General features: G+C 58.7%; 13 protein-coding genes. 4 read left to right on the plus strand and 9 right to left on the minus strand.

Annotated elements, in window-relative coordinates; translation table 11 throughout:
- Positions 1–29 precede the first annotated feature (29 nt).
- From ACR0LY_RS02375 to ACR0LY_RS02385, 3 genes are all read right to left on the minus strand, one after another.
- A complete protein-coding gene (locus ACR0LY_RS02375) occupies positions 30–1,238 on the minus strand; it encodes a multidrug effflux MFS transporter (protein ID WP_170348873.1) in 1,209 nt (402 codons plus the stop codon).
- A 75-nt stretch (positions 1,239–1,313) separates the two neighbouring features.
- Entirely contained in the window at positions 1,314–1,973 is a 660-nt protein-coding gene (locus ACR0LY_RS02380) for a DsbA family oxidoreductase (protein ID WP_170348872.1), read from the minus strand.
- Positions 1,970–3,487 (minus strand): class I adenylate-forming enzyme family protein, encoded by a 1,518-nt coding sequence (locus tag ACR0LY_RS02385; protein WP_170348871.1) that lies wholly within the window; start codon positions 3,485–3,487, stop codon positions 1,970–1,972. The genes ACR0LY_RS02380 and ACR0LY_RS02385 overlap by 4 nt, the downstream gene beginning before the upstream one ends.
- Before the next feature lie 65 nt (positions 3,488–3,552).
- Between ACR0LY_RS02385 and ACR0LY_RS02390 the strand changes: the two genes are divergently transcribed.
- A complete protein-coding gene (locus ACR0LY_RS02390; protein ID WP_170348870.1) occupies positions 3,553–4,176 on the plus strand; it encodes a helix-turn-helix domain-containing protein in 624 nt (207 codons plus the stop codon).
- On the opposite strand, the gene ACR0LY_RS02395 is transcribed toward ACR0LY_RS02390, so the two are convergent.
- Positions 4,165–4,401: a hypothetical protein gene (locus ACR0LY_RS02395; RefSeq protein WP_170348869.1), complete on the minus strand. Its 237-nt coding sequence runs from the start codon at positions 4,399–4,401 to the stop codon at positions 4,165–4,167. The genes ACR0LY_RS02390 and ACR0LY_RS02395 overlap by 12 nt on opposite strands.
- A gap of 547 nt (positions 4,402–4,948) precedes the next feature.
- Positions 4,949–6,763 (minus strand): extracellular solute-binding protein, encoded by a 1,815-nt coding sequence (locus ACR0LY_RS02400; RefSeq protein WP_170348868.1) that lies wholly within the window; start codon positions 6,761–6,763, stop codon positions 4,949–4,951.
- A gap of 294 nt (positions 6,764–7,057) precedes the next feature.
- On the opposite strand from ACR0LY_RS02400, the gene ACR0LY_RS02405 reads away from it, so the two are divergent.
- Positions 7,058–7,831, plus strand: coding sequence for a 3-hydroxybutyrate dehydrogenase (locus ACR0LY_RS02405; protein ID WP_170348867.1), 774 nt, complete (start codon positions 7,058–7,060; stop codon positions 7,829–7,831).
- A 15-nt stretch (positions 7,832–7,846) separates the two neighbouring features.
- Entirely contained in the window at positions 7,847–8,872 is a 1,026-nt protein-coding gene (locus ACR0LY_RS02410) for a patatin-like phospholipase family protein (protein ID WP_170348866.1), read from the plus strand.
- On the opposite strand, the gene ACR0LY_RS02415 is transcribed toward ACR0LY_RS02410, so the two are convergent.
- The 4 genes from ACR0LY_RS02415 to ACR0LY_RS02430 all read right to left on the minus strand — a co-directional run bounded on the left by ACR0LY_RS02415 (position 8,873) and on the right by ACR0LY_RS02430 (position 12,079).
- Positions 8,873–9,550, minus strand: a complete 678-nt coding sequence (locus ACR0LY_RS02415; protein WP_170348865.1) for a DUF502 domain-containing protein — start codon at positions 9,548–9,550, stop codon at positions 8,873–8,875.
- 64 nt (positions 9,551–9,614) lie between these two features.
- On the minus strand, positions 9,615–10,526 hold the full coding sequence (locus ACR0LY_RS02420; protein ID WP_170348864.1) for a pseudouridine-5'-phosphate glycosidase: 912 nt from the start codon (positions 10,524–10,526) through the stop codon (positions 9,615–9,617).
- On the minus strand, positions 10,523–11,416 hold the full coding sequence (locus ACR0LY_RS02425; protein ID WP_170348863.1) for a PfkB family carbohydrate kinase: 894 nt from the start codon (positions 11,414–11,416) through the stop codon (positions 10,523–10,525). Before ACR0LY_RS02425 ends, ACR0LY_RS02420 begins: the two co-directional genes overlap by 4 nt.
- Positions 11,417–11,461: 45 nt before the next feature.
- Positions 11,462–12,079: a thiamine phosphate synthase gene (locus tag ACR0LY_RS02430; protein ID WP_170348862.1), complete on the minus strand. Its 618-nt coding sequence runs from the start codon at positions 12,077–12,079 to the stop codon at positions 11,462–11,464.
- Between the two features lie 154 nt (positions 12,080–12,233).
- On the opposite strand from ACR0LY_RS02430, the gene ACR0LY_RS02435 reads away from it, so the two are divergent.
- The gene (locus tag ACR0LY_RS02435) at positions 12,234–12,977 is read left to right on the plus strand and encodes an RNA methyltransferase (protein WP_170348861.1); all 744 of its coding nucleotides are present in this window, start codon (positions 12,234–12,236) and stop codon (positions 12,975–12,977) included.
- Positions 12,978–13,020: the final 43 nt, after the last annotated feature.

Below are 13,020 nucleotides of genomic sequence, written 5' to 3' on the forward strand. Positions count from 1 at the left end.
ATTAGCGTGATTCACCCGGGCTGCACAGGTCAGGCAGGCAGTCTGTTTTCGATCCGGCCCATATGCAGCATCAGTCCGAAACCGGCCACGCTCATCACCAGAATGCCGGTGGTCAGCGGATATAGCGAGCCATCGAACATTTGACCGATCGGGGCGGCGATAGCGGCGGCCAGAACGGTCGAAAACGCGCCGATGACCGACGCTGCCATACCGGCAATATGGCCCATTGGCTCCATTGCGATGGCGTTCAGGTTGCCCATCGTCATGCCAGCCATGAAAAAGATCGAGGTCTGCCAGAAGACGAACACCGCAAAGTTCAGATTGGCCGAAAGCGGCATCATGTTCAGCGTGATGACGCCAATCGTGATGGCGATCTGCGCGCCAAGGGCCCATGTCACCAGCCGCCGCATCCCCACGCGGATCACAAGCGCGGCGTTCAACAGGCTGGCGGACCCCGCCATCAAAGCCACAAAGCCGAACCAAAACGGGAAGCTGTCGGCGCTGTCATGGATCACGTCATAAACTGGCTGCACCATGGTCAGCATAGTGAACAACATGCCAAGGCAAAGGGATTGCACAAAGATTGATACGCGCACCGTGGGATGGGCGAACATCTCGCGTGCGGCCGCGGTCATCAAGGGCAGGCGCAGTGGGCGACGGTTTTCCGGCCTCAGCGATTCTGGTAGGCGCAGACCCAGCCAGATCACGGTGATCACCGAGAACAGGATGAACGAAACAAAGATGCCACGCCATCCCGCGATGGCGATCATTCCGGCCCCAAGCATCGGGGCGACGGCAGGCACCAGCGTAAAGATCATCATGGCGATAGAGACGATCCGCGCCATTTCCCGGCCCGAGTACAAGTCTCGGATGATCGCCATGGCGACCACACGCGGCGCGGCGCAGCCGATGCCCTGTGCCACCCGCGCGAACAGTAGAAGTTCCAGCGAAGAACTGGCCCAGGCCACGGCTGCCGACAAGATGTACAACGCCGAGCCGACATAGATCACTGGCTTGCGCCCAAACGCGTCGGACAATGGACCCACAAAGAATGTCCCGATGCCCATACCCAGAACAAATGAGGTCAGGATCAACTGAGCGTCGTTGATATCATCGGGGCTCAGCTGCGCGCCGATCTCGGGCAAAGCAGGCAGCATCGAGTCGATCGAAAACGCAATCGTCGCAAACATCATTGCGACAAGTGCGATGAACTCTCCCGAAGACATGCGATTGGCCATGGCGCCCTCCTGACCTGATTGCGCTATCACGGCTTTTCAGGTGGCGCTAGGGGGCAGGCTGCACAGGGACCTGTGCTATTTTGCAGGGGAAGCCTCAAGCTGAGACATAATCTCACCGATTACTTTTTCCCACATTTCAGGGGGTTGTGCGCCCGGAACCGCGTGCTGGTTGGCCACAATGAAGGTAGGAACAGAATTTACCCCCATCTGTCGCGAATGGGTGTCGCGGGTGCGGATATCCTCGCGATCAGCGTCGGATTTCAGCAGTTTCGATACCACAGCTGCGTCCATGCCGATACTGTCGGCGATATCGGCCAACACTTCGTGATCGCCAATATCACGTCCCTGCACGAAATATGCATCGAACAGAGCGTTTACGGCTGCGTCTTGCTTGCCCTCGATCCCGGCCCAGTGGATCAGGCGGTGCGCGTCCAACGTGTTAGGTGTGCGTTTCATCCCTTCGAAGTCGATGCTCAGCCCGGCATTCTGCGCATGCTCAACCACCGGGGCATAGGCGCGCACGGCACCGTCTTTGCCGCCGAACTTGCGCTCCAGATATTCGCGGCGATCCATGCCTTCGTTCGGCATGTCGGGGTTTAACTGAAACGGATGCCATTCGATAACGAACGGGTGGTCCGGGATAGCGGCCAGAGCTTTGTCCAGATGGGTTTTGCCGATATAGCACCATGGGCAGATCGGATCGGACATGATGTCGAGTTTGACGGTCTGAGTCATGGTGTATTCGCCTTGAAATAGGCCGGGAGCGCCCGACGCAGGAGTTTGCCATTACCACCGATTGGCAGCTCGGGCAGGTGAATGAACGCGCGTGGCTGTTTGTAGCGCGCCAGATTTGCCTCCACATAGGTTTGCAAAGCGTCTTCGTCCAGCTTTTCCGGACCGGTATAGAAAGCGGCTATCACGAATGTGTCCTGTTTAACCTCAACTGCCGCTGCACCCACTTGCGCGATGCCGGGGAATTTGGTTAGGGCGGCCTCAACCTCGACCGGGGACACGCGATAGCCACCCGCGTTCATCATATCGTCGTCGCGGCCCAGATAGGTGATCTGTCCGTCCATCGCCATGGCCCCTTGATCACCGGTCAGAAACCAGTCGCCCTGCATGCGGGCCTTGGCCTCGTCAGGTGCATTCAGATAGGTCAGCATCAGACCGGGGTCGGATCGGTGGATGGCAATGGTACCTTCTTGGCCACGCGGAACCGGCCCGTCCGGCCCCAATATCGCCACCCGGCGACCCGGTTGAGGTTGCCCCAACGCCTCGCCCCGCGCCGGATGTGCAGGGCTGGACGAGATGAAGGTCGAACATTCGGACATACCGAAGGCTTCGTACAATTCTGTCCCGGTCAGGTCGCTCCATTGCGCGTGCAGGTGCCGCGACAGCTTTTCGCCTGCGCACAGGCCGTGACGCAGGTCCGGTAAATGCAGATCAACGGCGGATTTAAGCAATTTGCGAAACACGCCGGGCGCGGCAGCAAAGATCGTTGCCCGATTTTGTCTTAACAGCTCTGGAAGGGCATCAGGGTCGGTGCCTGGATCGGGGATCAACGCGGTCGCGCCGATCGACCAGGGATCCATCAGCCCGGTGCCCAGAGTATAGGTCCAGTTGAACGCCCCGGCATGACACAGACGGTCCGTATCCCGCAACCCGTACCAGCCATCCACCATCATCTGGCGCGCCCAGATGGCGCGGTGGGCATGGGCCACAGCGCGTGGTTTACCAGAAGTGCCAGAGGTATAGACGACATAGGCCAACCGGTGCGGGTCACCGAGTTGGAACTCGGCAGGGGGCAGTGCGCGCATCCCCGACAGATCGTCCAGCGTAATCTGCAACGGATGATTGGCGCAGGCGACGGCTGGGTCGCGCAGAATGGCTGTGGGTTGCAGATCAGAAATCATGCGCACGGTTTCGGGCTCGGTCAGCTGTGACGAGGTGGGAACCGGCACGATCCCGGCAGCTATGGCCCCAAGATAGGCGATGGGGAAATCAACCGTATTCCCCAGTCGCATCAACGCAATGTCTCCGGGATTCAATCCGGTCTTCAACAGCCCGGTGGCGGTGCCCAGAATGGCCGATTTCAATACGCCATAGGTCCAATCCCGCGCCCCGTCATTGCCTAAAACCGACAAAGCGGTTTTGTCCGGGTGGTCATCCGCGTGCCGCAGAACGTGCGCGGCCAGATTGAATGGTGCGGGGCAGGCCGGAGGCGGCCCCTGATCGAAAACAGAAAGCATGGCCACTGGCTATCGCGGCGCTTGGCGCGTTGCAAGCCGGGCGGGCTGGTCCTATAGATTGGCGCATGAGTACTAATGAACAGCCATCTCTGATCCGAATTGCACGTGACTCGGGTGAGCACACCGATCCCGAACCACTTGATCTGGGTGCGCGCGTGCGTCAACTGCGCAAGGCGCGGAACTGGACGCTGGAACAAGCGGCGTCTCAGGCGGGGCTTGCGCGCTCGACCCTCAGCAAGATCGAGAATGGGCAGATGTCGCCCACTTATGACGCGCTGAAAAAGCTGGCGACCGGGTTGGAAATTTCGGTGCCACAGCTGTTCACCCCGCCACAGCGTGATCAGGTGATCGGTCGGATGGCAATCACCCGCATGGGCGAAGGCGCTGAACATCCGACGGGAACATACGAGCACGAGTTGCTGGCGGAAAACCTAACGAAAAAGCAGATGCTGCCCTATCGGGCTCGCGTGCGCGCGCGTTCAATGGACGAATTTGACGGCTGGGTGCGCCATGACGGCGAAGAATTCCTGTATGTGCTAACCGGGGTTGTGAAACTGTACACCGAATTCTACGAACCCGTCGAAATGCGCCGTGGCGACAGCGCTTATTACGACGCCAGTATGGGTCACAACGTGATTTCCGTCAGTGACGAAGATGCGACGATCCTGTGGGTAACGTCACTTGCTTAAGGAACGGCTGAACTCGCGGTTCAGACCTTCGGTGAATAGAAAATCCTCAAGTTCTTCGTGGGCTTCATTTACGGTCAGGTGGTGGCGTTCGGCTAGGTAGGCTTCGAACCCTTTTCGATCTTTGCTCAGCCGCACCTTGTCCTGATCGCGCAGATTCGGAAAACGCCGTTTAGCGCGGGAATACATAGCATCCCAGTCTTGCAGCAGGTCAGTCCAGTTCAACATCAGTCAGCTTTCCGTAATTCGGGTTTCACGGCTGCTCGGCCCTTTCATCAGGGTACGGAGATGGCGGGAGTCGATGCGCATGACAAAATGTCGCACCTGAGCGGCGCTGACGTAACGTCAAAAAGGCCCGTTACGCACGATACGCAACGGGCCTACGGACCTGAGGTTGGAGTGAGTGGAGGCCGGTCCGCAAAATCCAAGAGTGACGCGCTGCATGACAAGCTATCTAGCGAAATAATCAGAATTAATCCGGCCAAACAGCACGTTTAAATGACAATAGGCTATATCGTACAGATATGTTCAGTAAAGCCCCTTGTGGGTGTTTTTTTTAGTTAAGCTGGAATTTGGGTGATCAGCAAATTGTGGCGAAACTTCGTTCGAATACCCCTAGATGTAGTGTGGTTTGCGCCATGTGCCGAAATCCGCCGAAGGCTGCGGCGATATGGCAGAGCCGTCCTTTGGAGCCAAATCTTCAAATCCAAAGCACCAAAGCACCAAAGCACCAAACAACCTACAGCGGATTAATGCGGCAGTGGGGCTTATTTGGTCACTCTTCGTACCACCAAACCTGCGGCATATACTCGGGCCCGTCGCCATAGATCGGCAGGGTTTGAGGCTGCTTCAGTTCTTTGGCATGGGCGATGCGCCCGACGTCGAAGTTCCAGATCGGAATGACATAGCGACCAGCAGTCAGAACCCGATCAAGCGCGCGGGTGGCGGCCACGAAATCCTCGTGACTTTCCGAGGCCAGCATAGCGTCAATCAGCCCATCCACAGCGGGTGAGGCGACACCCATCAGGTTGCGCGTGCCCTGTACATCCGCGTTTTCGCTGCCCCAATACAGACGCTGTTCATTGCCCGGAGACAGAGACAGCGCACGGCGAAGGAACGTGATGTCAAAATCAAACTCGGCATTGCGGCCGACAAATTGCGCGCTGTCTACCTGTTCGACATTGACCTTGATGCCCAGACGTTCAAGCGCGCGGGTGTAGATTTCGATGGCCGTTTGTCCTTCGCTATCGCCCTGTTGCAGCAGAACGGTGATGGCAAAGTCCTGACCATTCTGGTTGCGCAGCACGCCGTCCTGAATGGTCCAGCCAGCCTCGGCCAGCAGCTTGTTGGCCTTGCGAATATTAGCGCGATTCCGGGCCGAACCGTCGCCGACGGGCAGGGCATAACCTTCAAGCGCGCCGGGCGGAAGGTCGTCGGCATAAAGTTGCAGCAGATCGGCGACACGCCCAGTGGCCGGGCCGGGTTGCATGCCCAGGTCAGAGCCCGAGAAATACGAAGTGATCCGTGGTTGGGCGCTGCCGGTGATCGTATCGTTGATAAATTCGAAATTGAACGCCAGCAGCATCGCCTCGCGGACTCGCCAATCATCGAAAGGGGCCTTGCGGGTGTTCATGACAAACCCGGTCATGCCCGAGGGTTTGCCGTGCGGGATTTCGGTCTTGACCACATCACCGCGCTGAACGGCAGGAAAATCGTACTGAGTGTTCCATTTGTCGGCGTTGAATTCGCGCACCGCGGTCAGTTCACCGGCCTTGAACGCCTCGAACAGGACGGTGCCGTCGCCAAAAAACTCGATCCTTATGTCATCCAGGTTCATGGTCCCGCGCCGGAACGGAATGTCAGCCCCCCAATAGTCTGGATTGCGCCGCAAATTCACATAGCGGCCCGCCTCATAGCTATCGATCACGTACGGCCCCGACCCGATGGGAACGTCCTGCAGCGCGGCGTTGGCGAAATCTTTCCCCTCCCACTGTGCTTTTTGCAGGATCGGACGCAGCCCGGCGATCAGTGCCAATTCCCGGTCGGGTTCGTTGAAAGTGATCCGCACCGTGCGGGGGCCGGTCTGTTCGATGCTGTCGATCTTGCCCCACAAACCGCGGTAACGCAGATGACCTTCGGTGCCCAGAGTTTCATAAGACCAAATCACATCATCTACGGTCACCGGATTTCCGTCAGAAAACCGGGCGTTCTCACGCAGGGTAAATTCTACCCAAGAGCGGTCCGGTGCAGTCTCAACTGATTCGGCTAACAACCCGTAAAGCGTGAAAGGTTCGTCCCAGGACCGGCCCATCAGACTTTCATGGGTCCAAAATCGCAATTGCCATGGCGAGCTGCCTTTTTGCACAAACGGGTTCAAACTGTTAAAGCCGCCGGTGTTTCCGAATACAACCTTGCCGCCTTTGGGCGCGTCGGGATTGGCATAGGGCAGGGACACAAAATCCGGTGGTAGGGCAGGGTCGCCGTACATAGCTATGCCATGGGCCGATTCTGCATGAGCGATTGTGACAGCAAAAATAAAGGTGATTCCCGCGATCACAGGGCGAACGGGGCGTAGAAAATTGGGGCGCATTTTGGAAACAGTCCTGCTCTGGCCTTATTTTGTTGGGATTCACCGTATCGATGATTTTTCTTATTTTCAAACTTTTAGCTTGGACGGATGCAAGGAATTGCTTATAAAGGATGCACTGCTCGATAGGTTTCTTGCCTGTATGAAACCTGCCTCAATAACTTAACGCCCGCTTCGTGCGGGCGTTTTTTTTTGAGGCGTTTCCACCCCGGATGCAGAACCCATATGTTTCCCCGTTTCCTTTGCAGTTGCAGCATGGCACTGTGCGGTCAAAGCAGATGTTGACGGAGAAAGCTCATGAGCGTGGCGGGAAAAACGGCGATCATCACAGGGTCGAATTCAGGGATCGGTTTGGGTGTTGCCCGCGAATTGGCCAAGGCTGGGGCCAACGTAATATTGAACTCGTTCACCGACCGGGATGAGGATCACGCGCTGGCCGCCGAGATTTCGCAGGAAACCGGAACCAACGCGCGTTACATCAAGGCGGACATGTCCAAGGGGGACGAATGCCGTGCCCTGATCGAAAAAGCGGGTGCCTGCGACATTCTCGTGAACAATGCAGGCATTCAACACGTCTCACCGATTGATCAGTTCCCGGTCGACAAATGGGATGCAATCATCGCGATCAACATGAACTCGGCCTATCACACTATGGCAGCGGCTCTGCCGATGATGCGCCAGGCCGGGTGGGGGCGCATTGTGAACATCGCCTCGGCGCACGGGCTGACTGCGTCGCCGTTCAAGGCGGCCTATGTCGCGGCCAAACATGGTGTGGTTGGGATGACCAAAACCGTAGCACTGGAGACCGCGCAGGAACCGATAACCTGTAACGCGATTTGCCCGGGCTACGTGCTGACGCCGCTGGTCGAGGCGCAGATTCCCGACACTATGAAAGAATACGGCATGAACCGCGAGGACGTGATCAAGAACGTCATGCTGGAACGACAGCCTTCGAAAGCTTTTGCAACGGTTGAGCAACTGGGCGGTACAACGGTCTTTTTGTGTTCGGATGCCGCCGCGCAGATCACCGGAACGGCAATCTCGGTGGATGGGGGCTGGACGGCTCTGTAAGTCAGGGGGCAGGTAATGAAACGCATCAATCTGGCACTGCAGGGCGGCGGCGCGCATGGCGCCTTTACCTGGGGTGTCTTGGACCGGTTGCTGGACGAGGATGATATCGAGGTCGCGGCAATCACCGGCACCTCGGCCGGGGCGCTGAACGGGGCTGCGTTCAAATCCGGCATGGTACGCGATGGACGTGACGGCGCGCGGGCCAGCCTTGATGGGCTGTGGGCGCGCATGGGGGCCGTCGGCGATATGCGCCTTGCCAATTGGATGCAGGCACTTGAGCCCGCTCAGATTGCGAACGCCATGGAGTATTCCCTGCCGTTTTCCGTGGGCGATGCATGGTCGCGGCTGGTATCGCCCTATGCTTATGGTCCGTTTTATCGCAACCCGCTGGAACCGGTGGTGGACCGGTTCAATTTCAAGGAAATTTGCGCCGATGAAGGACCGCGCCTGTTCGTCTGCGCCACCTGCGTGCGCAGTGGCAAGATCCGTGTTTTTACTGGGGATGAGGTCTCGACCGATGCGATTTTAGCATCGGCCTGCCTGCCGAACCTGTTTCAGGCAGTTGAGATTTTTGATCCCAAATCGGGCCGGACCGAAGCGTATTGGGATGGCGGCTATACCGGGAACCCGGCGCTGTACCCCTTGTTCAACACCGATCTGCCGGATGATGTGGTGATCGTGAACATCAACCCGCTGGAACGGGAAGAAGTGCCGAAAACGCCGCAACAAATCCAGAACCGGATCAACGAGATCAGCTTTAACTCATCCCTGTTCCGCGAATTGCGCGCGATCAGCTTCGTGCAGCGCTTGTTGGCCGAAGGCAAATTGAAAGCGGGTGAGATGAACCGGGTTCTGGTTCACATGATCGCCGATGACGCGCTGATGAACGATCTGTCGGTGGCAACTAAGACGGTGCCGAACCCGGTTGTTCTGCACAAGTTGAAAGAGGCCGGGCGCACGGCTGCGCATCGGTTCCTTTCGGACAACAAGGGCGATTTGGGGCGGAACAGTACTGTCAACCTGCCCGAGATGTTTGGCTGATCACTCAGGCGGTAGCGTCGGATCTTTGCCGTTAGGGTAAACCAGACCGGCAGAAATCACCAGCTTGGCCGCGTCCTCGATAGTCATGTCCAGCAGAATGACGTCTTCGGCAGGAAAGAACAGCAAAAACCCCGAGGTCGGGTTTGGCGTGGTCGGGATGAAAACGCTCAGCAATTCGCCCGCGGTTTCGGCGCGCTGGGTGACCTCGCCTTTGGCGGTGGTCGATACAAAGCCGATAGCCCAGATACCGCGGCGTGGATATTGCACCAAGCAGGCTTTTTCAAAAGATCTTTCTGTCTGGGCAAAGACCGTCTCGGATATCTGCTTGATCCCGGAATAGATCGAGCGGACAACCGGCATCCGTTCTACCAGGCTTTCGGTGAAGGAAATAAAGGACCGTCCCAGAATCCCCTTGGCGACCCAGCCCACCAGAACAGTGAACACCAGAAAGATGATGACGCCGACGCCGCGCAGGTTGATGCCTACATATTGTTGGGGCTGGAACTGTTGTGGGATCAGCGGCAGGACAGCACTGTCGATCCAGCCCACGACGGACCAAATCAACCAGATCGTCAGCCAGACAGGCGCAATGACAACGATGCCCGTCAGAAAAGACGCGCGCAGCCGGGAAAACAGGCCCGGTCCGCGGTGGGGTTCTTCGTCAAACGGTGTGTTCATTGCGATCCTGATTGGTTTGCCGATTTAGTTAAGCAGTCCGGCGTCTTGGTACAATAGGGTAGCTCTAGGCGGATTTGGTCAAAGCAATCGCGATACCGGCGGCTAGACGGGCATTGTTGCGCACCAGCGCAATGTTTGCGGTCAGCGAGCGGCCCCCGGTCTGTTCATAGATCCGTTGTAGCAGGTATGGCGTGACGCCTTTGCCAGTGATCCGGTGCGTATCCGCGTCGGATTGGGCGGCAGCGATGATGGGGGCCAGTTCCTCGGCCGGGATTTGATCGGCGTCCGGGATCGGGTTGGCAACCAGCTGACCCCCGGGCAGGCCAAGCGCGCGACGGGTGGCGTGAGCTTTGGCGATGTCTTCGGCACTATCCATGCGCAAGGGCGCGGGATAGGGGGACTTGGCGGACCAAAAGGCCGGGAATTCATCCTGTCCATGCGCGATAACCGGAACGCCCAATGTCTCGAGCACTTCAAGTGTTTTAGCAAGATCCAGGATGGCTTTCGCACCGGCTGCAACAACAGTAACGGGTGTCTGCGCCAATTCGTGCAGATCGGCTGAGATGTCAAACGAGGTCTCGGCCCCCTGATGCACACCACCGATGCCACCGGTCGCAAAAACCTCGATCCCGGCATAGCGCGCGGCGATCATCGTGGCGGCCACTGTCGTGGCCCCGGTGCCGCTGGTCGACATACAGGCCGCCATGTCCGCGCGTGAGATCTTGGCGACGCCCTGGGCCTGCCCCAAGGCTTTCAACTGGTCGTCTTCCAGGCCCACATGCAGTTTGCCTTTGATCACGGCCATGGTTGCAGGAACCGCGCCAGCGTCACGGACGTCCTGCTGAACCTGCGCCGCCACCTCGATATTCTGAGGGTAGGGCATACCATGGGTGATGATGGTGCTTTCCAGCGCAACGATGGGCTGACCTGCATCTTTGGCGGCGCGGACCTCGGCGGAATATTGGATGTCGATCACAGTGGTGTTTCTCCGGAAACATAGGTTGCGGCGGCATGCAGGGCGCGGCGTAAGGCTTCGTCATTGGACGCACCGTTGGCCTCGGACGCGATATGCGCCGCCATGAAAGTATCGCCCGCACCGGTCACACGGGTGACCAGAACGGAGGGCGGTGTTTGGGTCAGTATCTCGTCAGCGCTGCCAATGGTGGCCGAGTTGCCGCCGTCCGTGACCAGCACCCGCAGCGCGCCACGGTCCAGCAAGCCCTTGGCAGCGCCTTCAGAATCGGTGAATTCGCGCTGGCACAAGATGCCGGCCTCTTCAAGGTTCACATAAAGCGTGGCACGGGCGTGTTTCAGGAACGGCAGCAGACGTTCGGCCTTGCCGGGCGATGCCGGGGCCACGCGCAGGTCCGCACGCGCAAAGGCGGGGCTTTGGGCGATTTCTTCCAACAAGGTCAGCGTCAGATTGCCGTCCAATGCGATGGGACCCTGGAACGGAGTGTTCTCATAACCCAGCGGCCCATGCATCAAGGGGCGCAGGATTTTCGCCCCGGCGGCCTCAAGCGAATGCGCGTCAGCAATTGCCGCGATCAGGCCGTTGGCCCCTTCGACGGCCATGTACCTGTCTGTCGGCAAATCCTGCGAACGATAGATGTGGTCCGTGACCATGCCCAGCCGCGAACAGGCGATGACCAGTTCGTCGCCTTCGGGGTCGCGACCAATGGCTGTCAGAAGGGTCGGCGTCATACCGAAGCGTACCAGCGTCATGGCGATGTTCATGGCCACTCCGCCAGGCAGGCGGGTGATCCGCCCCGGCACGTCCGAGCCCTGACGCATGGCGCTGGCGGACCGCCCGATTATGTCCCACAGGACCGAGCCGATACACAGGATTTCGCTGTTCTGAGTCATGCCCGTGTCATGCCGCAGCCCCGAGGTGGGTGCAAGGGTTAACGCTCACATCGCATCGGTAAGAGTTTTAAGCGCGGCAAGCGGGTCTTCTTGCGACCAGATCTCATCGCCGATACCGAAGAAATCAGTGCAAGGGGTCAGGTCGCGGATCAGCTCAGGCGTCAGGCCACCTTCGGCCACAACCGGAACCTCGATCATCTCAGACCACCACTGAAACAGGTCTTTTTCAGCCGTGGTTCCGTCCCCCAACGTTGACGCGCCGACCGGGCCAAAGGCAACATAATCTACGCCAGCTTCGCCGGCGGTCATGCCATCATGGCTGGACGCGCCACAAAAACTGCCAACAATGGCATCCGCGCCCAACTCCTTGCGCGCGGCGCGCACTGAACGTGCGGCGTCGTCCAGATGCACCCCGTCCAACCCCAACCGTTGCGCCAGCAGAACATGGTTCGAGATGACCAGCGCCACGTCACGGGTATGGGCCACCTCGCGGCAAGCATCAGCAGCGCGCGAGATCGCGTCTTCGTCATTGCCTGCCAGAGCCAGTCGGATGCAGGCAATCTCGGCACCGTCCAGAACGCGGCTAAGCTGGTCGGGGAACGTGCTCAATGAGATGGTCGGAGGGGTGATCAGGTAAATCTGCGGCTGCTCGGGGGTGTCCATTGGCGCGTCCTTAGCTTTCAGTCTTTGGCGCGGTTTAGCGGATTGTGCCGGGGAAGCAAACTTTTATGCCGGTTTAAGGCGCAATTGACCAATCGGATGCCTTGCCCTGCGCCATCGCGCCGATTACAGCAAGCCAAGTTTTCCGGAGACAACCATGCCCAGCGATACATCCCAGCCGTCCTTTGTGCTCGTCCGCCCTCAGATGGGTGAAAACATCGGCGCTGCCGCGCGGGCGATGTGGAATTTCGGGCTGGACCGGATGCGGATCGTGGCACCGCGTGATGGCTGGCCAAACCCCAAGGCGGTGGCAATGTCCAGCGGGGCGGGGCGCTTGCTGGACGAAGCGCAGCTATTCGATGACCTTGCGGGCGCGCTGGCCGACAGCACCTTTGTCTTTGCAACCACCGCGCGCCAGCGTGGTCTGACCAAACCGGTCTACAGCCCCGAACGCGCGATGCAGATCGCGGCCGAAAAAGTGGCGGCTGGTGAAAAGGTCTCGGTCTTGTTCGGACCGGAACGGGCAGGGTTGGAAAACGAAGATATCGCCAAGGCAAATGCCATTATCTCGGTTCCGGTAAACCCGGAATATGCCTCGCTGAACCTTGGCCAATGCGTGTTGTTGACCGCCTATGAGTGGATGCGCCAGACAGGCGATGTGGTGCACGAAGCCACCGATCTGGGCAAAGGCGACTGGGCCACGGGGATCGAGGTCGAAAAACTGGTCGAACATTACGAGGACCGGCTGGACGAGGCGGGCTTTTTCTATCCCCCCGAAAAGGCCGAAGGCATGAAGACCAATTTGCGCAATCTGTGGTCTCGGATGCGGATGACGCGCGCGGATGTGCAGATGCTGCACGGGATCATGCGTCAGATGGTCCGTTGGAAGGATAAAGGCTGAGGCTGGACCTTAGCCCCCCTTCACCCTAGCTTGCGACGAAATC

The organism is Ruegeria sp. BC5, assembly GCF_056539205.1.